This is a genomic window from Nonomuraea sp. NPDC049625, assembly GCF_040675285.1.
Classification (GTDB): Bacteria; Actinomycetota; Actinomycetes; order Streptosporangiales; family Streptosporangiaceae; genus Nonomuraea; species Nonomuraea angiospora_A.
This window is the reverse complement of the sequence record NZ_JBFAOQ010000008.1, coordinates 223,141-249,290: the sequence shown is the minus strand read 5'-3', so window position 1 is coordinate 249,290 and position 26,150 is coordinate 223,141. Positions and strand designations below refer to the sequence as shown.

Here is a 26,150-nt window from a genome sequence, read left to right as displayed (position 1 = left end):
ATAAAGAAGGCCGGATAAGGCCGAGTTCAGCCTCCGGCGCGGGCGCGCGCGGTCCGCAGGACGAGCAGCCCGCCGATCCCCGGGACGAACGCGAGCAGGCGGGCGGCGGGCCGGACCGTCCAGGTGGCCGCGATCACGGCGAGGTAGGCGGTGCCGTGCAGCGGGCCGCAGAACGTCGTGATCACCTTGGCGTGCACGGTGAACAGGTTGCCGAGCAGGAGCACGAGGGAGGCGGCCTCGACGGCGGCCGCGATCCGGAGCAGGCGCATGGCGGGTCAGTCCCCCGCGCCGGGCCGTACGATCATCAGGACCACGACGACCGCCCAGGCCAGGTTGTAGAAGCCGGCCAGCATGGACATCACGCGCAGCGGCCGTTCGTCGCCGGGCTCGCTGAGCGCGGCGCGCTGGCGCGGGTAGATCTGCGTGGCCAGCAGGGCGCCCGCGACGGCCGTGAGGATCATGGAGGCGGTGATCCAGATCTCGCCCATCCGGCCCTGCACGCTCGCCAGGATGATCCCGGCCAAGGGGACGATGAGCCCGAAGGCGGCGTAGCCCCCGGTGATGCGGTGCAGCGCGACCGCGACACTCCGGTTGCGCTCGCCCGGATCCGGCGGCGGCTCGCCCTGCCCGCCGGTCGCGACCGGCACGTAGCGGGGGAACAGGCTCGTCGCCACGGCCGAGCCTCCCACGAACACGATGCCGGCCAGGACGTGCACCGACAGCAGGACATGCTCCAGCATTCCTCAACCTCCAACCTTCAGGGTGACTGAAGCCTAGCGCAAGCTTCAGCCGCCCTGAAGGTTGGGAGCTCTGGGTGTGGCGCCTGGCGGGGCAATGCGATTCGGGGGCGGCGCCTCGTCGTGGCGATGGGCAAACCGGCTGAGGTGAAGGGCCCGGGGAGGGGGGCCAACTTTCACTTTTCGGAACGATAGTCTAACGTTCGGAACATGTCCGAGATGGCTGCCGAGTCCAAGCTCGTCGGATCCGACCGCGTGCTCGCGGTCCTTGCCGAGCTGGCTCGCCACCCCGACGGTATCGGCTTGGAGGAGATGGCCCGAGCGGTGGCCAGCCCCAAGCCGACGGTCCACCGTGCCCTGGCGTCGCTGCGCCGCGCCGGATTCGCGGCGCAGCACGGCCATGGGCGGTACGTGCTCGGCGACGAGTTCCTGCGGATGGCCTTCGCCCACCACGAGGCCCGGCCGGACCACGTGCGGGTCACGCCGATCCTGCGGGCCCTGTGCGACCGCTACGGCGAGACCGTGCACTACGCGGTGCTGGAGGGGACCTCGGTCGTCTACCGCTCCAAGCTCGACCCGTCCGACGGGGCCGTCCGGCTGACCTCCGTCGTCGGGGGCCGGAACCCGGCACACTGCACCGCCGTCGGCAAGGCGCTGCTCGCCGACGGCCTGCGCACCGAGGACGCGGTGCGCGAGTGGGTGGGGGAGCGGCGGCTGGAGCTGCCGACCAAGCGCTCGATCGGCACGGTGGAGCAGCTGCACGCCGAGCTGGTGCGCATCCGCGAGCTGGGCTACGCCGTCGACGACCAGGAGAACGAGCCGGGCGTCAACTGCGTGGCGGTCCTGGCCTACCTGACCTCGCCCACCGTTCCCAGCGGCGCCGTCAGCGTCAGCGGGCTGGCCTACCGGACGCCGCTGAAGTCGCTCGTCGACGACCTGGCCGCCATTCGCCGCATCGTCGCCGGGCGGGAGATCTCGTGAACGTCACCGCCGCCCGTACCCTTCCGAGCCGAACACGGAGAAAGCGTTGTACCTGATGCGCATCGGCGCGCCCGGCGCCGAGAAGCCCGTCGTCCGCGTGGACGAGTCCCACTACATCGACGTCTCGGACGTCACGCCCGATTTCGACGAGCGTTTCTTCGCCGCGGGCGGCGCCGCGTTGCTGGCCGACCGGGTCGCCGGGGGCGAGGTGCGGGCGTTCGCGGGTGAGCGGGTCGGCGCGCCGATCGCCCGGCCGCACCAGATCCTTTGTATCGGCCTGAACTACAGCGACCATCCCGCCGAGACCGGCCAGGCGGTGCCGGATGAGCCGATCCTGTTCACCAAGTCGCCCAACACCCTGATCGGCCCGTACGACGAGGTGCGCATCCCGCGCGGCTCCACCAAGCCCGACTGGGAGGTCGAGCTCGGCATCGTGATCGGCAGGCGCACCTCCTACCTGGACTCGGTCGAGGAGGCCGCCGCCGCCATCGCGGGGTACTGCGTGGTCAACGACGTCAGCGAGCGCGCCTTCCAGATGGAGCGCGGCGGCCAGTGGTCCAAGGGCAAGTCCGCCGAGACCTTCAACCCGGCCGGCTCGTGGCTGGTCACCCCGGACGAGATCCCCGACGTCAAGAACCTGGGCATGTGGCTCGACGTCAACGGCGTACGCCGGCAGACCGGCACCACCAAGACGATGATCTTCGACCCGTACGTCATCGTGCACTACCTGAGCCAGTTCATGGTGCTGGAGCCCGGCGACCTGATCAACACCGGCACCCCGCCCGGCGTCGGCATGGGCCACAACCCGCCCATCTGGCTCCAGCCCGGCGACGTCATCGAGCTGGGCATCGACAGGCTCGGCAGCCAGCGCCAGCAGGTCCTGGGCCCGCGCTAAGGACAGAGCGGTAAGGACAGATATGAGCGTCACCCATTCCGAGAAGCGGCGGCTGACCGCCCCGGACCCCGCCGTCCTGGCGGCGGTCGAGGCCGCCGTGCCCGGGATCACCCGTACGCGGGCCACCGACCGGCTCGGCATGGCCCATGACGCCTCCCACTACCTGCTCACCCCGCAGGCGGTCCTGGTGCCGGAGAGCGCCGAGCAGGTGGCGGCGCTCATGCGAACCGGGCTGCCGCTGACGTTCCGCTCCGGGGGCACCAGCCTGAGCGGGCAGGGCGTGAGCGAGCACCTGCTGGTCGACACCCGGCGGCACTTCCGCAGCATCGAGGTGCTCGACGGCGGCGACCGGGTCCGCGTGCAGCCGGGCGCCGTGCTGCGCCAGGTCAACGCCCGGCTGGCCGCCCACGGCCGCAAGCTCGGCCCGGACCCGGCCAGCGAGTCGGCCTGCACGATCGGCGGCGTCGTCGCCAACAACTCCAGCGGCATGACCTGCGGCACCCACGCCAACACGTACCAGACGCTGGAGTCGCTGGTCCTGGTGCTGCCCAGCGGCACCGTCGTCGACACCGCCGCCCCCGACGCCGACGCGCGGCTGCGCGCGCTGGAGCCCGAGCTGGCGCGGGGCCTGGAACGGCTGCGCGACCGGGTCCGCGGCAACCCCGAGTCGGTGCGGCGCGTCACCGCCCAGTTCTCCCTGAAGAACACCATGGGGTACGGGCTCAACAGCTTCCTCGACCACGACACGCCCGCGCAGATCCTCGCCCATCTCGCGATCGGCAGCGAGGGGACCCTGGGCTTCGTCGCGCAGGCGGTCCTGCGCACGGTCCCGGCGCACCGCCTGGCCGCGACCGGCCTGCTCGTCTTCCCCACGCTGCGCCGGGCGATGGCGGCGATGCCGCAGCTCGTCACCGCCGGCCCCGCCGCCGTCGAGCTGCTGGACGCCGAGTCCCTGCGGGTGGCCCAGCGGGACCCCAGGGCCGACGACGTCCTGCGCACGCTGACCGTACGGGACCACGCCGCGCTCCTGGTCGAGTGGCAGGAGTCGGACCCCGAACCGCTCGCCGAGCACGAGCGCACGGCGGAGCGGCTGTTCGCCACGCTCGACCTGGCCGCCCCGGCGCGGCTGAGCAGGGACGCGGGCGGCCGGGCCGCTCTGTGGCACATCCGCAAGGGCCTGTACGCCTCCGTCGCCGGTGCCCGCCCCAGCGGCACCACCGCGCTCCTGGAGGACGTCGCCGTCCCGGTGCCCGTCCTGGCCGACCTCTGCGACGACCTGGCCGGCCTGTTCGCCAAGCACAGGTACGAGCGCAGCGTGATCTTCGGCCACGCCAAGGACGGCAACCTGCACTTCATGCTCAACGAGCGCTTCGACACCGACCTGGAGCGCTATGCCGACTTCACCGAGGACATGGTCGCCGCCGTCCTCGACCGGGGCGGCACGCTCAAGGCCGAGCACGGCACCGGCCGCGTCATGGCCCCCTTCGTCCGCCGCCAGTACGGTGACGAGCTGTTCGAGGTGATGCGCGAGGTCAAGCGCCTGTGCGACCCCGCGGGCACGCTCAACCCCGGCGTCGTCCTCACCGACGACCCGCATGCCCACCTGCGCGACCTCAAGAACGTCGTCACCGTCGAGCCCGAGGTCGACCGGTGCGTGGAGTGCGGCTACTGCGAGCCCGTCTGCCCCAGCCGCGACCTCACCACCACGCCGCGCCAGCGCATCGTGCTCCGGCGGGAGCTGGCCGCCGCACAGGAGGCGGGCGACCACGCGCTGGCGAAACGGCTGGAGGAGGAGTACGGCTACGACGCCGTGGACACCTGCGCCGTGGACGGCATGTGCGCCACCGCCTGCCCCGTCCTCATCAACACCGGCGACCTGACCAAACGCCTGCGCGAAGAGCGCCACGGCCGCGCCGCCCGCGCGGGCTGGAAGTCCGCCGCCAAGCACTGGAACGGCGTCACCCGGGCCATGAACCTGGCCCTCGACGCCGCCGCCGCGACACCGGCCCCGCTCGCCGAGGGCGCGAGCAAGGCCGCCCGCGCCGTGGCGGGCCAGGACGCCGTCCCGCAGTGGAGCCGCGACCTGCCCCGGGGCGGGACGCCCCGCCGCCCGGCCCCGGCCGAGGACGCCGACGCCGTCTTCGTCCCGTCCTGCCTGAACACCCTGTTCGCCCCGGCCGAGGGCGGCCCCGGCGCGATGGCCGCCCTGCTCAGCCTGGCCGAGCGGGCGGGCGTGCGGCTGCGCGTGCCCGATGGGATCGGCAGCCTGTGCTGCGGCACGCCCTGGTCGTCCAAGGGCCTCGCGGACGGCTACGAGGTGATGCGCCACCGGGTCCGGGACGCGCTGGCGGCGGCCACGGACGGCGGCCGGATCCCGGTCGTCAGCGACGCCGCCTCCTGCACCGAGGGCTTCGAACGCCTCACCGCCGCGGCCTCGCCCGCCATCCGGGTGCTCGACGCGGTCGCTTTCACCGCCGAGCACCTCCTGCCGCGCCTGCCCGCCGCCCGCCGGCTGCCCTCACTGGCCCTGCACCCGACCTGCTCCTCGACCCGGCTCGGCCTCGACGCCGCCATCACCCGCGTCGCCGAGACCGTCGCCGAACGGGTCGTCGTGCCGGACGGCTGGCAGTGCTGCGCCTTCGCCGGCGACCGCGGCCTGCTCCACCCCGAGCTGACCGCCTCCGCCACCCGGGCGGAGGCCGCCGCCGTGGCGCGGGAGGACTTCGCCGCCCACGCCTCGGTCAACCGCACGTGCGAGCTCGGCCTGACCCGCGCCACCGGCAAGCCGTACCACCACCTCCTGGAGCTCCTGGACCGGGTCACTACCCCTTGACGGCCGCGCCGGTGACCGAGGAGGCCCAGTACAGGGCCTTGGCCACCTGCGGGAACAGCCCCTTGGGGTGGTTGCGGAACATCGGCTCCGTGCCGAACAGCACCACGGCCGCGCCCCGCTCGTCCCTGCCGCTCACCACGGCCGCCTGGCCCCTGGCGGCGTCCTGACCGCCGGTGCCGTCGGCGTCGGGCCGCCAGTGGCCGGAGACCAGCGGGCCCTCGGCCGCGTACGACTGCTCGACCGTGACCTCCGGCCCGAGGCCGGTGAACCAGCGCGGCGAGTACACGAACGAGTGGTCCGGCGATCCGCCGCCCACCTGCCCGCCCGTGGAGAGCACGCGTACGACGCCGTTGGCGTCGCCGCGGCCCGCGACGGCGGTCGCGGTGAGCAGCCCGGCGGCGGCGTTGAAGGCCGCTCCGGTGCCGCCACGGGTGATCACGCCGCCGGTGGTCAGGAACGCGTCGAGCGCCGTCCTGGCCGCCGGGTTGAGCGCGGTGTAGCTCAGCCCGCTGGAGACGAACAGCACGTCGGTCCCGCTCCAGTCGTAGCCCGCGTTGAGGGCCGCCGTGGAGACGGGGGTGACGGCGAAGCCCAGCTCGCGCAGCGTGAACAGCTCGTCGGCCGAGGCGGCGGCGGCGATCCTGACCTGCGAGAGCGGCGCGCCGGACGCCGTCCCTGCGGGAGTGAAGGCGACGCCGTAGCGCTCGGAGACCGCGCGGGCGGCCTGTCGCGCCGACGCGGGCACGATGGCCGCGCCGTCCGCCCAGGTCACCGCCGTGCCCTGAGCCAGGAGGTCGTTCAGGGCGAGGACGTCCTTGGGGTCGGTCACCTTGAGCGCGAGCGCCCCGGGCGTGCGCGGCACGGACCCGGTCGGCGCGGCGGCCTTGACCGGGTCGGCCTGCACCCGCAGGGACGTGACGCCGTCCACGCCGGCGCCCCAGAGCAGGCCGTGGCTCCAGCCGGAGATGTCGTACATGGCGTCCACCCTGGGCGAGATGTCCGCTCCCGCCTCCAGCATGACGTTGGCCAGCCCGCGCTTCGGCTGGCGCATGTCCACCACGTACGAACCGGCCGGATACGTCCTGCCGTCCGCCCGGAACGCGTGCCTGGCCCGTTCGACCCGCACGTCGTTCGCGATCAGGTGGTCCACCAGGCGCGCGGCGGCCGCCTCCGAGCGCCGGCCGGTGATGACGTACGCCCGGGGGAAGGTGGTGGTGTAGACGTCCTCCGGCCCGAACCCCGGCACGATGCCGAGCGGCACCGACTTCGACGGCTCCCCGGCCGCGCCGCGCCGGAACACCTCGATCTGGTCGGCGATCAGCCGGTCGTGCCGGTCGCGCACGAAGGCGTAGGTGGACCGGATGGCGGCGGCGGCCACGTCGGTGTTGATCGCGGAGCGGCGGCGCAGCTCCTCGACCGGCAGCTGGGTGTAGTCGGAGCCGTTGACCCGCAGCGGGATCTCGACGGTGTGCGCGGCCACCGCGCCGTGGAAGGGCGCGTACTGCGGGGTGAAGATCGGCGGCCAGTCGTCCCAGCCCTCCGCGGAGTCGCGGAACGGGATCTGCGCCGGGTACACGCCGTCCTTCTCGACGGTGTAGCCCAGCCCGTTCACGGCGGCCTCCATGCCGAGGCCGTTGGCGTAGGTGTTCTGGATGAACAGGTCGTACTCGTAGTTGGCGCCGTGCGGCGGCGTGGTCGGCTCGATGAGCGTGCCGTTGACGTAGCCGTGCAGGTCGATCATGGTAACCGGCTGGGCGTCGATCATGATCTGGCGCATCGCCCGCACCTCGGGCTGGGAGGCGGTGACGAAGTCGCGGTTCAGGTCGAAGCCGGCGCCGTTCTGGCGTACGCCGGTGACGCGGCCGTCGGGGTTGGCGGTGATGTTGAAGTACAGGCGGGTGCGCGCCAGCAGGTCGGCGACCTTGGGATCCTTGCTGGTGGCGAGCTCCTCGATGACGCGCAGGGCGGCGTCGGTGCCCTCCCACTCGTTGCCGTGGATGTTGGCGTTGACGAACACCGGCGCCTTGTACCTCGTGACCAGCTTCCGGTCGCGGGCGGCGGCGGCCGGGTCGTTCTCGATGCGGTCGCGGATGCGCTCCTGCTCGCGCGTCTCGGCGGCGCTCTCCGGCGCGGTGACGGTCACCAGGTAGAGGTCACGGCCCCCGTACGAGCGGCCGATGACCTGCGCGCTGACCCGGTCGCCGCGCTGCTGCAGGTCGTTCAGCCGGGGCGCGATGCCGTGGTGGGGCACCAGGCCCAGCTTGATCGAGGCGTCGGCCGGGTTCTCGGGGGGCAGCGGCAGCCGGGTCCGGCGGGGGTAGCCCCGGTCGTGCGACAGGATGCCGGGCTGCTCGGCCTGCTCGGACTGTGCGGCCGCGCGCGCCTCGGCCCGCTCGGGCACGTCGGCGGCGACCTCGTTCCGCTCCGGGCCGTTGCCGAAGTCGCGCACGGCCGGGGTAGGCGGCGCGACCGGGTCGGCCGACACCGCGTGCGGGACGAGCGGGATCACGAGGAGCCCAGTGAGCAGAGCCGGGAGCAGAGCCGGGAGCAGGGCAGGGGGCAGGCGCAAGGGAGTCCTCCAGAGGGTGCGGATCAGGGTTCCCGGTAGTCGGCGGCGACCCCCACCAGGGAGATCAGCCCGGACGCGAACTCCAGCGCCTCCGCGTGCCCCTCCGCGAAGGGCGGCTGGAAGCCCACGGCCTGCCACGTTCGCGTGCCGGGGTCCCACAGGTCGGCGCCCACCTCGAAGTCCCACCCGTAGACGCCGTGGTCGTACCAGAGCTCGTCGGCGGAGTTGCCGGCCGCGGAGTAGAGCACGTCCGTCACGGGCCCGGTCTGCTGGGGCCAGATGACGGTGCCGCGCTCGGCGGCGATGGCCTGCTCGATGGTGCGGGCCGAGCGCAGGAAGTACGCCTCCTGCTGCGCCGTGGGCCTGGGCAGGGTGACGCGGCCGTCGAGCCGGTACGCGCCGGGCGGCCACATGAAGTAGCCGCCGTAGCTGTGCACGTTCATGGCGAACCTGATGTTGCGGTGCTTCTCGGCCAGCCACATGACGTTGCGGCTCTCGGGCTCGGAGTGCTCGGCGGGGCCCGCGTACGTGCCGCTCTGGCAGTTGGCCGAGGCGCCGAAGTACCCGTCGGACAGCGAGCCGACGGCGTAGTTGCGGTTGACGTCCACACCCCAGGTGTTGCGCAGCGCCGGGTCGGACTGCTGTGCCGGGCAGTGGTTCGTCATGTTCTTCCGCTGGCCGTTGAAGTCGTAGAAGCTGTAGTTGGCGCCGTCCGGGTTGACGGTCGGCACGATGAAGACGTCGGTGCGCTCCAGCAGCCTGCGGGTGGCCTTGTCGCGGGCGTAGTTGCGCAGCATCCGCTCGGCCGCCTCGACCACGACGAGCGGCGCCACCCACTCGCGGGCGTGCTCCTGGGCGTAGGCCAGCACTCCGGTGCGGCTGCCGTCGCGGTGCGCGCCGATCCGCAGGGCCAGCACCCGGGCGGGCGCGCGGGAGACGCTCGCGGGCGCGTTGAGGAAGTCGCTGAGCTGGGTGAGCGGCGCGGTTGCCATGACGCCGTCGCCCGCGTTGCCGCGGTAGGTCGTGGCCTTGACGCCGGTGCCGCCAGTGGAGTTCGGCGCGGTGGCGTTGATCGCGGCGGTGACCTGGGCGGCGGTGCTGGTGGGCGCGCCTGAGCCGTCGGTGGCCAGGCTGACGGTGATGAGCTTGCCGTTCACGGTGACCTGCAGCGGGCGGCCGGGCGCGCCGGGGTTCACCAGCTCGGCGGCCAGGTCGTTGCCGCCTTCGGAGCCGTACGCGTCCGAGGTGATCACGACGGCGGCGGCGGGCGGCGTGCCGATCAGTGCCTGGGCGTGCCGCCGATAGCCGTTGGTCGGGTACGGCAGCGTGATCAGCTCGGTGAGCTTGGGGTAGCGCTGGTGCAGCGCCTTGATCCGCTCGTTGAGCTGCGCGGGCGGCATGTACTGGGTGACGAAGTCCTTCTGGTAGCCGGGGCCGGCGCGGTCCGGCTGGTCGCCGTCGGGCCACTCCTTGACCCTCGCCTCGGCCGTGCCGCCGCCGGCGGAGGTCACGGTGACCCACTGCGGCCGGGCTTCGGCGGGCACCGGGGTGCTGAACTGGTGGCCCAGGTACGCGCCCGCGTCCACGTACGCGACCATCGGCGCCTGCCCGGTCGAGCCGCCCTTGCCCTTCCACGTCACGGTGAGCGTGGCCGCCTCGCCCGCGCTGCTGGACGCCTCCACCGACAGGAAGTAGCCGTCGCGGGACTTCATCCAGACGGCCCGTTCGACAACGAGCTGGTCCTGGGCGGTGGTGGCCTTGGCCTTCGCCTGGGGCGGCGTGCCCGGCGCCAGGGTCGCGCCGAGCGCGGCGTAGGAGGTGAGCTGGCTGGGCGTGGCCACCGCGTCCACCTGGACGCTGCCGTCCGCCTGCGGGCGCACCCGCTCGGTGAGGTCGGCTCCCGAGGCCACCAGCCGCTCCATCGCGGCGCGGTCGGGCACGGAGAGCGTGACCAGCGAGGCCGGCTCCGGGTCACCCGGCCCGGCGACCGCCGGGACGGATGGCTCCGCGGCCACGAACGTCGTGAGAACGATCAACAGAACGACTGCGGACGCCCGTAAACCACGCATCGGCCCCTCCTGGATCACCCGTATGGGGCACATTCAAGGCGGAGTTGCCCCAACCGGCAAGACCCAGGCGGCGCGGGGATGGATCTCAGGAGGCCGTGACGTGCGGGACCGCCTGGTAGAGCGCCCAGTCGGCGCTGATCGCGCCGGCCGTCGTCAGCAGCAGCGGCAGGTATTCCTCGGTCAGCTTCTCCATGGACGTCTCGGCGGCGTGGGCGTTGACGTTGACGGCCGCGATGACGTTGCCGAGCCCGTCCCTGAGTGGCGCCGCCACCGACCGGATCCCCAGCGCGAGCTGCTCGTCCGTGGCGGCCCACCCCTTGGCGCGGACCGCGCGCAGCGCCGCCTCGCGCTCCTTGGCGTCCGGGCGCCAGCGCGGCTCGATGCCCGAGCGGCCCGGCTCGGCCAGCACCCGCTCCACCTCGGCCGGTGGCAGCGCGGCCAGCAGCACCTTGCCCAGCGACGTCTGGAGCGCGGGGAAGCGGGTGCCGATCTGCACCTGGAGCGACACGATCTTCGGCACCGCGACCCGGGCGACGTAGACGATGTCGGAGCCGTCGAGCTGGGCGATCGAGGACGACTCGTTGGTCTGGGTGACGAGCCGCTCCAGGTGCGGCCTGGCCACCTCCCACAGCCCCATCGAGCGGACGTAGGTGACGCCCAGCTCCAGCACCCTCGGCGTGAGCGCGAACCCGCCCTGCTCCGACCTGGCGTACCCCAGCTCCTGGAGGGTGAGCAGGATGCGGCGGGCCGTCGGCCGGGCCAGGCCGGCGGCCGTCGCCACCTCCGTCAGGGACATGACCGGGCGCCCCGGCTGGAATGCCCTGATGACATCGAGGCCGCGGGCCAGCGCCTCGATGAAGTCAGGTCCGGTGTCACCACGTGCCATCTACGCCCTCGCCTCGCTCGGAATCCGTTCGATCCGACTCTAGACGGTCGCCCGTCCGCAGAGCGGCCGATCAGAGGCGGTGGGTGGCATCACTGCGGTAGTCGGTGTACGTGTACGGGTTGTCGAGGACCTTCGCCGAGGGGATGTCCGGGTTCATGCCCTTCTCCCAGGCCTCGTCGCCCATCGTCGAGCGCAGGTGCTCGACCGTGCGCTCGACCTGCGCACGGGCCCCGGCGAGGTCGACGCCGAGCAGGCGGTGCTCGTGCTTGACCACGCGCCCGTTGACCATCACGGTGTGCACGTCGCCGCGCTGGGCCTGGAACGCGACGTGCCCGAACGGGTTGAGGATCGGGAACGACACCGGCGAGTGCTCGTTCTTGACGAGCACGAGGTCGGCCTTCTTGCCGGGCTCGATGACGCCCAGGTCGTCGCGGCCCAGCGCCCGGGCGCCGCCCCGGGTCGCCCACTCCACGACCTGGTCGGCGCGCAGGCCGCAGTGCGTGACCGTCTCGCCCTTGGCGTGCGCCTCCAGGTGCTCGCGCGAGCGGTCGGCGCCGAGCGTGGTGCGCATGGCCGAGAACAGGTCGCCGCTCCACCACACGCTGGTGTCCATGGACAGCGACACCGGGATGCCGTGGGCGCGGACGGCCCAGGTGGGCGGGTAACCCTGGCCGGCGCTCTGCTCGCTCTCCGTGGAGACCGAGATCGAGCCGCCGGTGGCCGCGATGCGGTGGTAGGAGTCGGCCGACAGCGAGGCGGCGTGCACGTAGATCGTCTCCGGCGTCATGAAGCCGTGCTCGTGCATCAGGCGGATGCCGTCGTCGCTGGTGGCGCCCCACACACCGGCGTGCGTGGTGACGGCGGCGCCGAGCTCGCGGGCGACCTCGAAGGCGGGCCTCTCCGGGAAGGAGGGGTCGCCGAGCACGTCGAAGGCGATCTGGAAGCCGAGCATGCCGCCGCCGGAGACACGCCGGCGCACGAAGTCGCGGAACTCGGGCGCGGCCGTCCACTCGGCGGGCGGCTGCTGGATGTTGCCGTAGGCGAGCACGTACCGGCCGGGCACGGACTCCAGCGCGTCGGCCGCGGCGTCGGCGTGGTCGACGGTCCGCAGGCCGTGCGACCAGTCCACGACGGTGGTGACGCCGGCGTCCAGCGCCTCGATCGCGGCCAGGGTGTTGCCCGCGTGGATGTCCTCGGGCCGGAACAGCTTGCCGTGCTCCAGGTAGAACCAGACGAAGTACTGGGTGAGCGTCCAGTCGGCGCCGTAGCCGCGCAGCGCCGTTTGCCACATGTGCCGGTGGGTGTCGATCATGCCCGGCATGACCAGGCCGCCGGACGCGTCGATCACGACCGCGTCCTCGGGCGCCTCCAGCTCGGGGCCGACGGCGGCGATCCTGTCCCCGGTCACGAGGACGTCCGTACGGGGCAGAACCCGCCTGCTCCCACTGGGTGACATGGGCAGCACGGTGCCGCCGCGCAGCACCACGGGCCGTCCGGCCTCGAACTCGTTCATGGCACACGCTCCTTGCGAACGATTGTCCGCTATACGGTCACAGCCACTGTGATGAGCGCTCGCCTACGTGTCAAGGCGGTTGACGCGGGCTCGCGTCGGTGATGTGATCGGGCTCAGCGGACATCTGTCCGTTGAACGGACGCGGGAAGGGGAGTTCCATCGTGCCTGAGGGGCCGCTGTCCGGCCTGCTGGTGGCCGACTTCTCCAGGGTCCTGGCGGGGCCGTACGCCACGATGCTCCTGGCCGACCTGGGGGCCGACGTCGTCAAGGTCGAGTCTCCCGGCGGGGACGACACCCGGTCGTGGACGCCGCCCGCGCGGGGCGAGGTGTCCACGTACTACCTCGGGGTCAACCGGGGGAAGCGGTCGATCGCCCTCGACCTGCGCGACCCGGCCGACGCGGAGGCGGCCAGGGAGCTGGCCCGGCGCGCGGACGTGCTGGTGGAGAACTTCCGGCCGGGCGGGCTCGCCAAGTACGGGCTGGACTTCCCGGCCGTGCGGGCCCTGAACCCCGGCGTCGTGTACGCCTCCATCAGCGGGTTCGGCGCCGGGGCGGGCGCGCTGGTGCCGGGGTACGACCTGATGGTGCAGGCCATGTCGGGGCTGATGAGCCTGACCGGCGATCCCGGCGGGCCGCCGTACCGGGCCGGGATCTCGGTGTTCGACGTGATGGCGGGCAACCACGCCGTCATCGGCATCCTCGCCGCGCTGCGGCACCGGGAGGCCACCGGGCAGGGGCAGCACGTCGAGGTCAACCTGCTGTCGTCGGCGCTGACGGGGCTGGTCAACCAGAGCTCGGCGTACGTGGCCGGGGGTGTGGTGCCGTACCGGATGGGCAACGCGCATCCGAGCGTGTTCCCGTACGAGCCGTTGCCGACGGCGGATCACGAGCTGATCGTCGCGGCCGCCAACGACGGGCAGTTCCGCAAGCTGTGCGAGGTGCTGGGCATCCCCGAGGTGGCCGGCGACCCGCGCTTCGCCCGCAACGCCGACCGGACCGCGCGGCGGGAGGAGCTGAGGCCGATCCTCGTGGAGCGGCTCGTGACCCGGCGGGCGGAGGAGTGGTTCGACCTGCTGGTGGAGGCGGGGGTGCCGAGCGGGCCGATCAACACGATCGACGGCGGGTTCGCGGTGGCCGAGCGGTTCGGGCTCGAACCGGTGGTCGTGGTGGGGGAGGGGGAGCGGGCCGTGCCGACGACGCGGCATCCGATCCGGTTATCGGAGACGCCCGCGGGCTACCAGCTGCCGCCGCCGGAGCTCGACGAGCACGGCACGGAGCTGCGCAAGTGGCTCACCCCCACCGAGCCGGCCTCGGGATCCTCCGAAGAGGCGCGGTCGTGAGCGGCGGCGACGGGGTCGGCACCGGCGGGAACGCGGAGGAGGCGGTCGTCGGGATCGGCGGTCGTGGCGGGGAGCCGAAGGAGTATCCGACCGCGCTCGGGGCGTCCTCGCTGAAGACGATCACCCTGCTCGGCCATGACCTGGCCGCCGACGTCATGGGCGAGGTGGGCTTCGGGGAGCTGGCGTTCTGGCTGGCCACGCAGCGCCGCCCGGCCCGCGGTGAGGTGCGCGTGTTCGAGGCCGTGCTGGCCGCGCTGGCCGATCACGGGTTCACGCCCACCGCGATCGTGACGCGGCTGACGTACCTGTCGGCGCCCGACTCCGTCCAGGGAGCGCTGGCGGCCGGGCTGCTCGGCGGCGGCTCCCGCTTCCTCGGCGTCACCGAGGACTGCGGCCGCTTCCTCAACGACGTGCTGCGGGACCAGGGCCCTCTCCCGGCCGACGACGCCGGCTGGGACGCCCTGGCGCTGGAGACCGTTCGGGCCCGGCGCGAGGCGGGCGGGCGCATTCCCGGCCTCGGCCACCACGTGCACAAGGACGGCGACCCGCGCACGGCCCGGCTGTTCGAGATCGCGGCCGAGGAGGGCCTGTTCGGGCCGCACCTGTCGCTCTTCGCCGCCGTCGGCCGCGTGCACCCCCAGATCCTGGGCCGGACGCTGCCGCTGAACGGCGCGGGCGCGTGCGGCGCGGCGCTGGCCGACCTGGGGCTGCCGCTGGAGCTGCTGCGCGGCTTCGCGCTGCTGGCCAGGACGGCCGGGCTGATCGGGCAGCTCGCCGAGGAGCTGCGCCGTCCCGTGGCCAACGACATCTTCCTCTCGGTGGACCTCAACAACCGTCCCGTCCCGCCCGAGCCGTATGCCGCCAACGGAGGTACGCATGGCTGAACTCGTCGCGGTCATCGCATCCACCCACCACCCCTTCTACTACCGCGCCAGCACCTCCACCGGCGAGGACCGCCCGCCGTTCGCCGACGAGTGGGTGCGCAAGGTGGAGGCGTTCAGGGAGACCCTCACGAAGGCGCGGCCCGACGTGCTGGTGATGGTCGGCTCCGACCACTTCCACCAGCTGTGGCTGGACAACATGCCGCAGTTCCTGGTCGGCAAGGCGCCCTTCTACGACGCGAACTTCTACAACGAGGAACGCGAGTTCGGGTTGCCGCGGATGGTGCTGAAGGGCCAGGAGGACCTGTCGGCGTACATCCTGCGCGAGGGCCTGGACGCCGGCTTCGACCTCGCCTTCAGCAACGAGCTGCGCATCGATCACTCGATCACGTGCCCGATCATCACCCTGCGCCCCGAGGCCGACCTGCCGATCGTGCCCGTCTACACCAACATCTTCGCCCCGCCGCTGCCGCGTCCCCAGCGGTTCGTGCAGCTCGGGCGGACGATCAGGCAGCTCGTGGAGTCCTGGCCGGCGGACCGGCGGGTGGCGGTCATCGGCACCGGGCACCTGTCGCTGGAGCTCGGCGGGCCGCGCCAGTTCGGGCCGCACGGGCCCGACCCGGAGTTCGACCGCAAGGCCGTCGAGTGGATCTCCACCGGGGACATCGAGGGCTGCCTGTCGGAGGTCACCCTGGACAGCCTCCACCAGCCGGGGAACGCCACGCACGGGTTCATGGACTTCATGCTGATGATGGGGGTGGCGGGGGAGGGCCGCAAGGCCGACTACGTGGACACGTACGACCTGTTCCACACGATGGAGGCGTACTTCACCTGGTATCCGAGCGGGGGTTCTTCGTGAGCAAGTACCTCGTGAACAAGTTCCTCTTCACCGTCGACCGCGACCCCGAGCTGGTCGAGCGTTACCGCGAGGAGCCGCGCGCCACCGTCGAGTGGTGGGAGTCCGAGTACGCCAACCGCATCCTCGGCTGCCACACCGGCGAGTCCTCCACCTGGTTGCGCCTCGACGACGCCGAGCGCGAGGCGCTGGCCGCGCACGACTACCCGAAGCTGTTCGAGCTGGGGGCGCACCCGTTCCTCACGCTGACCCTGTTCATCGCGATGTTCGAGCGCGACCACCCGCCGCTGGGCTTCCAGACGGAGTACGCGCGGCGGCTGGCGGGTTTTCGGCTTCCGTACCCGGACATCGCGACCTGATGACCGGCGAGCACGGCCGGATGCGCGCGGCCCGGGTCGAGACGTGCGGCCGGCCTCCCGTGGTCGGCGACGTCCCCGTGCCGGTGGCCGGGCCGGGGGAGAGCCTGGTGCGCGTACGTGCCGCCCCGGTCACGCCGCTGGACCTGCTGTGCGCGGGCGGCGCCTCCTACTTCGGCACGCCCGCCGTCCCCTACGTGCCCGGCGTCCAGGGCGTGGGGGCCGTCGGGGAGACGGCCGTGTGGTTCCCGACCTCGGCGGGGATGGCGCCCGGCGACGGGAGCATGGCCGGGCTGGCGGTGGTGCGTTCGGAGGACCTGGTGGAGCTGCCCGCCGGCGCCGACCCGTACGCCGTCGCCGCGCTCGGACTGTCGGCCGTGGCCGCCCACATGGCCCTGACCTGGCGCGGCGAGCTCGCGGCGGGGGAGCAGGTGGTGGTGCTGGGCGCCGGGGGCGTGGTGGGCCAGGCGGCCGTTCAGCTCGCCCGCCTCGCCGGAGCGCGCCGGGTCGTCGCGGCCGCCCGCTCTCCCGAGGGCCGGGAACGGGCGAAGCGGGCGGGCGCTGACGCGGTGGTGGAGCTCGGCACTCAGGACGTGGCCGGCCTCGCCGCCCGCCTCTCGGCCGCCTGCGACGGGCCGGTGGACCTGGTGCTCGACCCGCTCTTCGGCGCCCCGGCCGCCGCGGCGGCCCGCACCCTCCGGCCGGGCGGCCGGCTCGTCAACCTCGGCGGCTCGGCCTCCGAGACGTGCCCGCTCGACTCCTCCACCCTGCGCGGCCGGTCGCTGCGGGTGCTCGGCTACACCAACAACGAGCTGACCCGGGAGCAACGCGCCCAGGCCATCACGCTGATCGCGGAACACGCGGCGCGGGGGCGGCTGTCGGTGGCCCGCGAGGTGGTGCCGCTGGAGGCGGCGGGAGCGGCCTGGCGGCGCCAGGCGGCGGGCGCGGCCGGCGGCCGGATCGTCCTGCGCGTCACCTGAGGCGCCGGTCCGTCATCAGGGTGTGAGGCGCGGTCCGTCATCGGGGTGTGCGGGCCGAGGCCAGGAAGCGCTCGTAAAGGGGGACGTAGGCGGCGGCGAGCTCGGGTTCGGGCGGCAGGCGATCGCGGGGGAGCACGGGTACGTCGTCGAGCGAGCCGCCCGCCTGCCCGGCGACGAGCGCCGCTCCCGCGCAGACCGCGTCATCGGATCGCACCACCTCGACCGGGACAGGCGAGACCGCGGCCTTGACCCGCATCCACAGCGGGATCCTGACCTGCCCGCCGAGGACCACGAGGCGCTCGGGGGCGGTGCCGGTGACGGCGGCGAGCTCGTCGAGCATCCAGCGGGCGTGCAGGCAGGTGCCCTCGACGGCCGCCGCCAGCAGGTCGCCCGGGGTGTGCTCGGGCCCGAGCCCCGACACCGTCACGCGCCGGGCCGGGTCGGGCGCGGGCGCGACCCGGCCCCGCAGGTACGGCTCCACCACGATCCCCGTCGGCAACCGCACCCCGCCCAGCAGCCCGGGCAGCGCCGCGTACCCGCTCTCGCCGTTCCCCGTGAGGGAGAGCAGCCAGTCGAGCATGGCCCCGCTGGTGGGCAGGCCGCCGACCACCACCTTGCGGGTCCCGTCCAGCGACGGGTCGGTCGTGATGCCGAGGGCCAGTCCCGTACGCGCGTCCGGGCGGGAGTCCGACAGCACCATCACCGCCTCCGCCGTGCCGAGGGAGTCGGCCACGTCGCCGGGCCGCCGCACCCCCGCTGCCCACGACCCCACCGCGTGGTCGTGGCCCGCGATCACCACGGGGACCCCGGCCGTCACCCCGCTCACCTCCGCGGTCAGCGGCCCGACCGGCTCCACGGACCCGGCCGGAGCCGGCAGCTGCCCGCCGCGCAGCCCGGCCCGCGCGAGCAGCTCCGGGTCGTAGTCTCCGGCCTCCAGGTCGTAGGCCAGGGTGCGGGCGGCCAGCGTCCCGTGCGTCCGCAGGCGCCCCGTGAGCGCGTACGCCACGGCGTCCGGCACGTGCGCCCACCACCGCATCGACTCCAGCACCTCGGGCGAGTGGGCCCGCAGCCACAGCCACTTGGCCAGCGGCGATTTGGGGTCGGCGCGGCGGCCGGTCAGCGCGTACAACCGCACGGCGTCCCGGGCCAGCTCGGCGGCCTCGTGCGCGGCCCGGGGGTCGTTCCACCACAGCAGCGGGGTGAGCGGCCGCCCCGCGCGGTCGAGGGGCACGCCGGTCTCGGCCATGCCCGCGACCCCGATCGCCTCCGGCCCCCGCCCGGCCCGCGCGGCGCACTCGCCGAGCGCCCCCGTCACCGCGGCGACGAGGGCGGGCAACTCGCGCGGGGTCGGCTGCCGCACGGCCGCGACGCAGCCGCCCCCTTCGTCGAAGAAGCCCACCTTGACATGCGTGGTCCCCACGTCGACCCCGGCCAGCACCCTCATGGGTCACACTATGGCCGATCCGATCGCCCTGCCCGGCGCGTGGCCCCGCCCCGCGTTGGGGCGGGGCCACCTCTTACCTGGCGGGGGCGTAACCGGCGGGCCGGGTGGTGAACGTGCCACGGCCCTGCGTACGGCTGCGCAGCCGGGTCGCGTACCCGAACACCTCGGCCAGCGGCACCACGGCGCTGATCACCGCGGTCCCGGCCCGTGCCGACGAGCCCGAGATCCGGCCGCGCCTGGCGGCCAGGTCGCCGAGCACGGCGCCGGCCGCGTCGTCGGGCACGGTGACCGTGACCTCCACCACCGGCTCCAGCAGCTCCATGGCGCTCGCCCGCAGCGCCTCGCGCAGCGCGAGCCGCCCGGCCGTGCGGAACGCCAGGTCCGAGGAGTCCTTCGGATGGGTGGCCCCGTCGGTCAGCGTGACCCGCAGGCCGGTCACCGGGTGGCCGCCGAGCGGGCCGTCGGCCAGGGCGTCCCGGCAACCGGCCTCCACCGCGCGCACGTACTCGCGCGGCACCCGGCCGCCGACGACGGTCGAGGCGAACGCGAAACCGCCTCCGTCCAAGGCACCGTCCAAGGTGCCGTCCAGCGGCTCCACGTCCAGCACGACGTGGGCGAACTGCCCGGCGCCGCCGTCCTGCTTGACGTGCCGGTACAGCAGCCCGGACACGCCGCGCACGACCGTCTCCCGGTGGGCCACCTGCGGCCGGCCCACGGCGACGTCCAGGACATGCTCGCGCCGGAGCTTGTCCACCGCGACCTCCAGGTGCAGCTCGCCCATCCCGGACAGCAGCGTCTGCCCGGTCTCGGCGTCCGTACGGACCGCCAGCGACGGATCCTCCTCGGCCATCCGCGCCAGCCCGGAGACCAGCCGCTCGGCGTCGGTGCTCCTGCGGGCCTCGACCGCCACGGACACCACCGGCTCGGCCGTGCTCGGCGGTTCGAGCACCAGCGGCGCGCCGGGCGCGCACAGCGTGGTCCCGAGGCGGGCCGACTTGAGGCCGACGACCGCGACGATGTCCCCGGCCGCCGCCAGGTCCACCTCGGTGTGCCGGTCGGCCTGCACGCGCAGGATGCGGCTGACGCGCTCGGTGCGCCCCGCGCCGGTGGCCGGCCCAGTGACCAGTACCGTGTCCCCCTTCCGCATCGTTCCCGAGTAGATCCGCACGTAGGTCAGCCGCCCGGTGGCGGTGGCGTTCACCTTGAACGCCAGCGCCGCCAGCGGCGCCTCCGGGTCGGCGGCCCGTTCCGCGCCGTCCTCGCCGCGCACCGGCGGCACGTCCAGCGGCGACGGCAGGTACGCCACCACGGCGTCGAGCAGCGGCTCGATCCCGCGGTCGCGGTAGGCCGACCCGCAGAGCACCACCAGGCCCGCACCGCTGCGCGTGAGGTCGCGCAGCGCGCCGGCCAGCGTCTCGTCGGAGATCGACGGCCGCACGCAGAACTCCTCCAGCGCGCCGGCGTGCAGCTCGGCCACCGACTCCTCGAGCAGCCGGCGTCGCCGCCGCGCCTCCGCCAGCAGGTCCTCCGGCACCGGCCCGGCGGAGCAGCCCCCGCCCGCCCACACCAGCGAACGCATCCGCACCAGGTCGACGACCCCGGTGAACCGGCCCTCCTGCCCGATCGGCAGCTGGACCACCAGCGGGGCCCTGTGCAGCCGGCGGCGGATCGACTCGACGGCCGTGTAAAGGTCGGCGCCGGCCCGGTCGAGCTTGTTGACGAACGCGATGCGCGGCACGCCGTACCGGTCGGCCAGCCGCCACACGGACTCGCTCTGCGGCTCGACGCCCGCGACGGCGTCGAACACCGCGATCGCCCCGTCCAGCACCCGCAGCGAGCGCTCCACCTCGTCGGAGAAGTCGACGTGGCCGGGGGTGTCGATCAGGTTGACGCGGTGCCCGTCCCAGGCGAAGCTCACCGCGGCGGCGAAGATCGTGATGCCGCGGTCGCGCTCCAGGGGGTCGAAGTCGGTGACGGTCGTGCCGTCGTGCACCTCACCGCGCTTGTACGTGGCGCCGCCCAGGAACAGCATGCGCTCGGTGACGGTGGTCTTGCCGGCATCGACGTGGGCGAGGATGCCGAGGTTGCGGACGATGGCAAGGGAATTGTCAGGTATTCGGGGACGCACGGCCCAAGACCCTTTCGGGAGGATTCTTCAGCGGGACAGCGCGATTCCCCTGACGAAAGGCCAGGAGGCGGGTGTCGTCAGGGCGTCGTCCAGTGGCGGCCGCGCAGCCGGCACCGGGACGACGGAGACACCAGGATCACCTCGTAGCGCGACGGGGGAATGACGGCAGCGGTGCTGTTGCGCACGGCCGTACTCCTCTCCCTCGTCGATGATCAGTGGCGAGTGTAGTGAACCGGCGGCGGGTGGAGAAAGCGATTTATCGCGTGCGTGCGAGGTTCACCACGCGGTCGCCTCGCTGACCCCGATGTGCGGCTCAGCCGTCATTTCCGCATGTCGACATAGGCGTGAGACGCTTTCAGGGAAGGACCCGCGCCCATGACGATCTCTCTTGACACCGGTCGCTACACGATCGGCATGGCCACCGGCCCCGCCGACGTCCAGGCCGCGCAGCGGCTGCGGCACGAGGTCTTCGCCGAGGAGATGGGGGCGCGGCTCGACAGCCCGGTCTCCGGCCTCGACGTGGACAGGTTCGACGCGTACTGCGACCACCTCCTCGTGCGCGACGGCCGCGAGGTCGTCGGCACCTACCGGCTGCTTCCCCCGGGGCGCACGGAGCGGCTCTACTCCGACGGGGAGTTCGACCTGGCCAACCTCGCGCCCATCAGGAAGGGGCTGGTCGAGGCGGGCCGCACGTGCGTGCACCCCGACCACCGGGGCGGCGCGGTCGTCGCGCTGATGTGGGCGGGCATCGCGCGCTACATGGTCTCCGGCGGTCACCAGTGGCTGGCGGGCTGCTGCTCGGTGCCGCTCGACGACGGGGGCGCGGTGGCCGCCGCCGTGGTGGAGCGGGTGCCGCTCGGGCCGGAGGAGTACCGGGTCACGCCGCGCGTGCCGTGGCGTCCCCGGGGCGCGGTGCGCTCCGACCGGTTCGTGCCGCCCGCCCTCCTGCGCGGCTACCTGCGGCTGGGGTCGTGGGTGTGCGGGGCCCCCGCGCACGACCGGGACTTCGGCACCGCCGACTTCTTCGTCCTGCTCTCGATGGCCAACGTGAACACCCGCTACCTGCGCCACTTCCTGGGAGAGCCGCTGTGAACACGGCCGTCGACATCCTGGCCCCGGCCCCCGCTTCGGCCCCCGCTTCGGCCCCCGCTTCGGCCCCCGCTTCGGCGCCGGCTCCGGCGGCCGCCCCCGGCCCCTGGCACCCGTTCGCCCCGTGCACCGCGCAGGCCTGCCTCGCGCCCGCCGCCCGCGCGACCAGGCTCTTCCTCCTGGTCGCCCGCCTGTGCGCCGCGCTCCTCGTGGTGCTCGCCGGGGTGCCGGTGTCCCTCGTGGGGCGGGTACGGACGGCGTGGCGGGCGAAGCTGACCATGGCCTGGGCGCGGCTGCTCCTGCGCGCGCTCGGGATCCGGCTCGAGGTCACCGGCGCCCCGGCCGTCTCGGACGGGGGCGCCCTGGTCGTGGCCAACCACGTGTCCTGGCTCGACCCGCTGGTCGTCGCGGCCACGCTGCCGTCCAGGCCGCTGGCCAAGCGCGAGATCGGCGAGTGGCCGGTCATCCGCACGCTGGCGAGGGGCTCGGGGGCGCTGTTCATCGACCGGGAACGGCTCTCCGCGCTGCCCGCGGCCGTCGCGGCCGTCGCGGACGCGCTCAGGGAAGGCGACACCGTCGTCGCCTTCCCTGAGGGCACCACATGGTGCGGGCGGGGGATGGGCCGGTTCCGGCCCGCGGTGTTCCAGGCGGCCGTCGACACGGGCGCCCCGGTCCGCCCGGCCACGCTGCGCTACCGCGAAGGGACGGTGACCTCGACCCGCGCCTGCTACGTCGGTGACGACTCGCTGCTCGCCTCCATGGTCCGGGTGGCCGGGACCCGCGACCTGGTCGTCGAGGTGACGCTGTCCGCCCCCGTACTGCCCGTGCGGCCGGAAGGCAGGCGGTCCGAGGCCCGCGCGGCGCTGGCCAGGATGGCCGAGGCCCGCGTCCGCACCGGGGTTGAGGATCTTGTCCACGTCGCTGCCACCAGGCATCAGCGCTGAGCGGGACCTCGTACGGGCCGAGCTCGGGGACGAGGCTCAGAGGGCAGGCAGGGGCACGCCGGCGCTGACCGAGCTGGGGATCATCGACGAGTAGTCCTCCTCATCGGGGGACCGGTGGCTCCGTGCTCTTTCCGCGGCGGATCCGTACCTCCTCCGTGGCGATCAGGGGGTCCCCACGGATGTCGCGGCCGGTCGTGGCAGGCCAGAGTCGCAGGCAGCGAACCGACGACGAGAGGCTCCCATGATCAGGCACGCCACCTTCGTGGCCGAGCACGTGTACGCCGTCCCGCCGGTCGAGGTCTTCTCCGCCTGGGCCGACCCGGCCGTCAAGGCCCGCTGGGCCGGCGGTCCCCCCGGCTGGAACCCGCGCCTCGACCTGGACTTCCGCGTCGACGGAGTGGAGCGGTACCACGGCACCCGGGCCGGCGGTCCCGCGCACACGGTCCAGGCCCGCTACCTCGACATCGTGCCGAGCAAACGCATCGTCTACAGCTACGACGTGCTGCTCGACCAGGTACGCGTCCTGGTCTCGCTGGCCACGATCGAGTTCGCCCGGCACGGGCCGGGCACCAGGCTCGTCCACACCGAGCAGGCCGCCTTCCTCACCGAGGACGACACCTCCCTGCTCGAGCAGCAGATGCGCGAGGCGCTGAAGTCGCTGGAGGCGGAGCTGGGCGGGCAGGCACCATCGGCCACCGGGCGGGACGCCGCCAGGCCGCTGGGCGGGCCGGCGCCACCGGTCGCCCGGCAGGACGCCGCCAGCCTGCTTGGCGGGCCGGCGCCATCGGCCGCCCGGCGGGACGCCGCCGGGCCCCTCCCCGGCGGGGAGCGGCGGCCGTGATCGCCGGCACTCGCGCGGCGGCGCGGACGCCGATCGTCAGCGGGGCGCTGCCGGCGCGGATGGCCACCGTGGTGGCCTCGTCGATCGGGTTCTTCCTGCCGTTCGCCGTCGTCCCCGAGTACGCCGAGCGGTCGGCGGGCGCCACCGTCGCCGGCGCCGCGAACGCCGCGCTGCCGGTGACCACCGTGGCCGTCGAACTTGCCGCACCGGCCCTGGTGGCCAGGCTCGGCTACCGGTGGGCGCTCGGCCCGGGCCTCGTCGCCCTGGGCGGGCCCACTCTCGTGCTGCTGACGTCCTCGGACGCCCCGGCCATCATCGCCGTCGGCGCGCTGCGCGGCGTCGGCTTCGCGGTCACGGTCGTGGCGGGCGGCGCGCTCGTGCCGGCCGAGCGGCGCGGCGAGGGGCTCGCGCTGGTGGACCTGGTCAGCGGGGTCAGCGCGCTCTTGGCGCTGCCCGCCGGCACGTGGCTCGCGCAGGTCGCGGGCCGGGCCGTGCTGGTCCTGGTGCTCGTTCTCGTCAGGCGGGGACCGGACGGCTGGCCCGCTGGAGCGACGGCTCCGTGGTGAGGGCCGCCTCGGTGCTCCGGCAACCCACGCAGTAGCGATAGAGGTCCACCCGGGTGAGCGTGCCGGCCGGGTTGTACCGCCGTTTGCAGTAGGCGCGCCAGATACCTGTCGCCTCGAGTCTGGCGCCCGCCTCCTGGCACTTGGCGCACGCGTTGGGGTTGTTGTGCGAGGAGTCGAAGTACCAGTCGGCCGACAGCGAGCCGTCTCCGCAGGTGACCGCGAGCGCCACGCCCGATGACGTCTGGTCGGCGCGCGCCGTCCCGCCCGCGAGCAGCGCGATGGCCGTGCTCAGCATTGCCGCCGTGCTCAGGACGATGGTCGGCTTCTTCGATCGCGATCCGGTCTGTGCCATGTCTGCCTCCTCAGGTTTCCCGCACTGATTCTCGGCACGGGGAACAGGGCCGACCAGGGCAGCAGCAGGGCATTCAACGGACTTTCTGCCGGGCCGGCGGCTCAGCGCCGGGGAACGATCTTGAGGGACTTCACCAGCGTGTCGACGTCCGGCCACAGGCGCCGGTGCGTGTCGGGAATGGTGATCCACAGGATCGCGGGCCGGGGGCGTCCCGTGTCGACCGCGATGACGACCGACAGCTCCTGCCTGGCCTTGCGGCCGTCCGGGCTCGGCGGCATCCGGATCATCCGGGCGAGCAGCCAGCCACGCCGTACCGGCTGCGAGGCGATGTCACGGCCCGTCGTCCCGGAGGGGAAGGCGCTGCCCTGCTTGTAGTCCAGCATCGCCCGGGCAGCGTCGTAGAGGCTGTCGCCGGCGTCGAGGTCGGACCACAGGTGCTGGGAGTCGATGTCGGCCCACCACTCGCGATCGCCGTCCGTTCCGTAGGTCTCGGTCAGCAGCGTCTGGCGGAGGTTGTAGCGGCCGTCCTGGATGGGGCCGTCGCCGATCGGGCGGCTCGGCCGCCACGGGGAGCCCAGCTCGGCGAACGACAGGCCGGTCTTGGGGTCGGTCACCCTGCCGATGACGGGCGAGCCCTGGCCCGGCCGGCGGGGGAGCTTGACGACGCTCCCCTCGGGGATCCGCGTGACCGCGAGCCCGCTCGGCGAAGGGGTGGCCGTCGCGAGGGTGGGGGTGGGCGCCGGCTCGGCGGACGCGGGACTCGGCGGAACGGCCGTCACGCTCGGGGGAGGGCTCGGCGTCGAACGGGGCTCCCGGGCGGATCCGCCGCCGACCGCCATGGGGAGGCCGATGACGAGCTCGGCGAGGAGGACCGCGGAGCCGAGGAGCGGGACCCACCTCGGGAACGGCGCCAGGAGCCGCTTCATGCGGTCGGAGGTGCTCGGCATGGGTCAGCCCTCCCGGGGGATCAGGGTGAGGCCGGCGAGCCGGGCCTGCTCGACGCTCTCGCGCAGGGACGCCTCGAGGCGTTCGGCGCGCTCGGCCAGCTCGCCGACCTCGCCGGCCGCCAGGTCGTCGCGTACGGTCCTGGAGAGCAGCTCGCGGTAGGCGTCGCCGTCATCCGCCAGGTCCCGCAGGGTCCGCCACTCCGCGTACACCTCCTCGGCCTCCTCGGTACGCCGCGCGTACTCCTCCAGGGAGGAGATCCGCCGGGCCAGCGCGCGGGTCGCCACGTCGAGCGCCTCCTCCTGGGATTCGAGCATGGCGGAGATGCGCTCGGTGACACGTCCCGACCGCGCGCCCGCCTGCTCGCGCCGCAGCCGGGTCAGCTCGGTCAGCGTCTCGGCGATGTCCCACTCCTGGCGGGGCAGGATCACCCGGTTGGCGATGCCGTCGAGCAGGCCGTCCCGATCGAGCCTGGACCGCAGGACCGTCGCGGTGGCGGCCACCGTCCGCTCCAGCAGCGCGGCGTCCAGCGGCTCCAGCATCGCGGCGGTCACGTACCTGCCGCGGTGGCGGCGGCCGTACCCCGCCACCGGCGACTCGCCCGCCAGCGCCAGGAGCGCGAGGAAGGCCAATGCCTGCACGGCCGATCCGGCGAGGAAGAAGGTCGTGAAGCCGTACCGGATCCAGACGCCGAGCGTGGCCCCCTGCAGCAGCAGCCCGGTGAGGAGCACGATCCGGCCACGGTGGGCCAGGCCGACGACGAGGGGGAGGAAACCCCACAGCGCCGACTGAGGCAGGACGGCCAGGACGTCACCGAGCGTCCGCCCGCCCCAGGCGGGCCGCTCGGGAGCAGGCGGCAGGAGCTCCGGCCGGGTGGCCATCAGCCGGCGGTGCCCCTCAGGGAGGCCGGGGTCGAGGACGATCGCGCTCACGAACCGTGACTAT

At 73.7% G+C, this 26,150-nt stretch carries 23 protein-coding genes; 12 read left to right on the top strand and 11 right to left on the bottom strand.

The annotated features are described in order from the left end of the window. Positions 1 to 26 precede the first annotated feature (26 nt). Together AB0J87_RS33140 and AB0J87_RS33135 are read right to left on the bottom strand one after the other, a co-directional pair. On the bottom strand, positions 27 to 269 hold the full coding sequence (locus AB0J87_RS33140) for a hypothetical protein (RefSeq protein ID WP_355200383.1): 243 nt from the start codon (positions 267 to 269) through the stop codon (positions 27 to 29). Positions 270 to 275: 6 nt separating this feature from the next. Continuing rightward, positions 276 to 740: a hypothetical protein gene (locus AB0J87_RS33135; RefSeq protein ID WP_363971481.1), complete on the bottom strand. Its 465-nt coding sequence runs from the start codon at positions 738 to 740 to the stop codon at positions 276 to 278. Between the two features lie 207 nt (positions 741 to 947). Here AB0J87_RS33135 and AB0J87_RS33130 point away from each other — a divergent pair, with 207 nt between their 5' ends. The 3 genes from AB0J87_RS33130 to AB0J87_RS33120 are packed head-to-tail and all read left to right on the top strand — an operon-like array spanning position 948 to position 5,446. After that, positions 948 to 1,718 carry an IclR family transcriptional regulator gene (locus tag AB0J87_RS33130; RefSeq protein ID WP_363971479.1) on the top strand — a complete coding sequence of 257 codons (771 nt, stop codon included), beginning with the start codon at positions 948 to 950 and terminating at the stop codon, positions 1,716 to 1,718. A gap of 46 nt (positions 1,719 to 1,764) precedes the next feature. Further along, a complete protein-coding gene (locus AB0J87_RS33125) occupies positions 1,765 to 2,613 on the top strand; it encodes a fumarylacetoacetate hydrolase family protein (RefSeq protein ID WP_363971477.1) in 849 nt (282 codons plus the stop codon). Positions 2,614 to 2,635: 22 nt separating this feature from the next. Beyond that, positions 2,636 to 5,446 carry an FAD-binding and (Fe-S)-binding domain-containing protein gene (locus AB0J87_RS33120; RefSeq protein WP_363971475.1) on the top strand — a complete coding sequence of 937 codons (2,811 nt, stop codon included), beginning with the start codon at positions 2,636 to 2,638 and terminating at the stop codon, positions 5,444 to 5,446. On the opposite strand, the gene AB0J87_RS33115 is transcribed toward AB0J87_RS33120, so the two are convergent. The 4 genes from AB0J87_RS33115 to AB0J87_RS33100 all read right to left on the bottom strand — a co-directional run bounded on the left by AB0J87_RS33115 (position 5,436) and on the right by AB0J87_RS33100 (position 12,483). After that, positions 5,436 to 8,015, bottom strand: a complete 2,580-nt coding sequence (locus tag AB0J87_RS33115) for a M14 family zinc carboxypeptidase (protein ID WP_363971473.1) — start codon at positions 8,013 to 8,015, stop codon at positions 5,436 to 5,438. The two genes, AB0J87_RS33120 and AB0J87_RS33115, sit on opposite strands and share 11 nt — an antisense overlap. A 23-nt stretch (positions 8,016 to 8,038) precedes the next feature. Continuing rightward, positions 8,039 to 10,051, bottom strand: coding sequence for a M14 family metallopeptidase (locus AB0J87_RS33110; RefSeq protein ID WP_363971471.1), 2,013 nt, complete (start codon positions 10,049 to 10,051; stop codon positions 8,039 to 8,041). Between the two features lie 118 nt (positions 10,052 to 10,169). After that, the gene (locus AB0J87_RS33105) at positions 10,170 to 10,970 is read right to left on the bottom strand and encodes an IclR family transcriptional regulator C-terminal domain-containing protein (protein WP_350727347.1); all 801 of its coding nucleotides are present in this window, start codon (positions 10,968 to 10,970) and stop codon (positions 10,170 to 10,172) included. 70 nt (positions 10,971 to 11,040) lie between these two features. After that, on the bottom strand, positions 11,041 to 12,483 hold the full coding sequence (locus AB0J87_RS33100; protein WP_363971469.1) for an amidohydrolase family protein: 1,443 nt from the start codon (positions 12,481 to 12,483) through the stop codon (positions 11,041 to 11,043). Positions 12,484 to 12,644: 161 nt separating this feature from the next. Between AB0J87_RS33100 and AB0J87_RS33095 the strand changes: the two genes are divergently transcribed. Genes AB0J87_RS33095 through AB0J87_RS33075 form a run of 5 tightly spaced genes read left to right on the top strand, consistent with a single transcriptional unit; the run spans position 12,645 to position 16,896 of the window. Further along, complete coding sequence (locus tag AB0J87_RS33095; protein WP_363971467.1) at positions 12,645 to 13,823, top strand: CoA transferase; 1,179 nt, start codon at positions 12,645 to 12,647, stop codon at positions 13,821 to 13,823. Then, complete coding sequence (locus tag AB0J87_RS33090; protein WP_363971465.1) at positions 13,820 to 14,707, top strand: citryl-CoA lyase; 888 nt, start codon at positions 13,820 to 13,822, stop codon at positions 14,705 to 14,707. The genes AB0J87_RS33095 and AB0J87_RS33090 overlap by 4 nt, the downstream gene beginning before the upstream one ends. Then, the gene (locus AB0J87_RS33085) at positions 14,700 to 15,563 is read left to right on the top strand and encodes an extradiol ring-cleavage dioxygenase (RefSeq protein WP_363971463.1); all 864 of its coding nucleotides are present in this window, start codon (positions 14,700 to 14,702) and stop codon (positions 15,561 to 15,563) included. Before AB0J87_RS33090 ends, AB0J87_RS33085 begins: the two co-directional genes overlap by 8 nt. After that, entirely contained in the window at positions 15,560 to 15,919 is a 360-nt protein-coding gene (locus AB0J87_RS33080; protein WP_363971461.1) for a hypothetical protein, read from the top strand. The genes AB0J87_RS33085 and AB0J87_RS33080 overlap by 4 nt, the downstream gene beginning before the upstream one ends. Continuing rightward, positions 15,919 to 16,896 (top strand): zinc-binding dehydrogenase, encoded by a 978-nt coding sequence (locus AB0J87_RS33075; protein ID WP_363971459.1) that lies wholly within the window; start codon positions 15,919 to 15,921, stop codon positions 16,894 to 16,896. The genes AB0J87_RS33080 and AB0J87_RS33075 overlap by 1 nt, the downstream gene beginning before the upstream one ends. Positions 16,897 to 16,933: 37 nt before the next feature. Here the strand turns inward: AB0J87_RS33075 and AB0J87_RS33070 are convergent, their stop codons facing one another. Next, complete coding sequence (locus tag AB0J87_RS33070) at positions 16,934 to 18,340, bottom strand: FGGY family carbohydrate kinase (RefSeq protein ID WP_363971457.1); 1,407 nt, start codon at positions 18,338 to 18,340, stop codon at positions 16,934 to 16,936. 73 nt (positions 18,341 to 18,413) lie between these two features. Beyond that, on the bottom strand, positions 18,414 to 20,468 hold the full coding sequence (gene fusA / locus AB0J87_RS33065) for an elongation factor G (RefSeq protein WP_363971456.1): 2,055 nt from the start codon (positions 20,466 to 20,468) through the stop codon (positions 18,414 to 18,416). Between the two features lie 375 nt (positions 20,469 to 20,843). On the opposite strand from fusA, the gene AB0J87_RS33060 reads away from it, so the two are divergent. From AB0J87_RS33060 to AB0J87_RS33045, 4 genes are all read left to right on the top strand, one after another. Next, on the top strand, positions 20,844 to 21,560 hold the full coding sequence (locus AB0J87_RS33060; RefSeq protein ID WP_350727356.1) for a GNAT family N-acyltransferase: 717 nt from the start codon (positions 20,844 to 20,846) through the stop codon (positions 21,558 to 21,560). After that, positions 21,557 to 22,501 (top strand): lysophospholipid acyltransferase family protein, encoded by a 945-nt coding sequence (locus AB0J87_RS33055; protein WP_363971453.1) that lies wholly within the window; start codon positions 21,557 to 21,559, stop codon positions 22,499 to 22,501. Before AB0J87_RS33060 ends, AB0J87_RS33055 begins: the two co-directional genes overlap by 4 nt. Positions 22,502 to 22,742: 241 nt before the next feature. Further along, complete coding sequence (locus AB0J87_RS33050) at positions 22,743 to 23,342, top strand: SRPBCC domain-containing protein (protein ID WP_363971451.1); 600 nt, start codon at positions 22,743 to 22,745, stop codon at positions 23,340 to 23,342. Next, positions 23,339 to 23,908: a hypothetical protein gene (locus tag AB0J87_RS33045; protein WP_363971449.1), complete on the top strand. Its 570-nt coding sequence runs from the start codon at positions 23,339 to 23,341 to the stop codon at positions 23,906 to 23,908. Before AB0J87_RS33050 ends, AB0J87_RS33045 begins: the two co-directional genes overlap by 4 nt. Here AB0J87_RS33045 and AB0J87_RS33040 read toward each other — a convergent pair. The 3 genes from AB0J87_RS33040 to AB0J87_RS33030 form a co-directional block, all read right to left on the bottom strand. After that, positions 23,859 to 24,260, bottom strand: coding sequence for a hypothetical protein (locus tag AB0J87_RS33040; RefSeq protein WP_363971447.1), 402 nt, complete (start codon positions 24,258 to 24,260; stop codon positions 23,859 to 23,861). The two genes, AB0J87_RS33045 and AB0J87_RS33040, sit on opposite strands and share 50 nt — an antisense overlap. Before the next feature lie 101 nt (positions 24,261 to 24,361). Beyond that, entirely contained in the window at positions 24,362 to 25,207 is an 846-nt protein-coding gene (locus AB0J87_RS33035; protein ID WP_363971445.1) for a hypothetical protein, read from the bottom strand. Between the two features lie 3 nt (positions 25,208 to 25,210). Next, on the bottom strand, positions 25,211 to 26,137 hold the full coding sequence (locus AB0J87_RS33030; protein ID WP_363971443.1) for a hypothetical protein: 927 nt from the start codon (positions 26,135 to 26,137) through the stop codon (positions 25,211 to 25,213). Positions 26,138 to 26,150 lie beyond the last annotated feature (13 nt).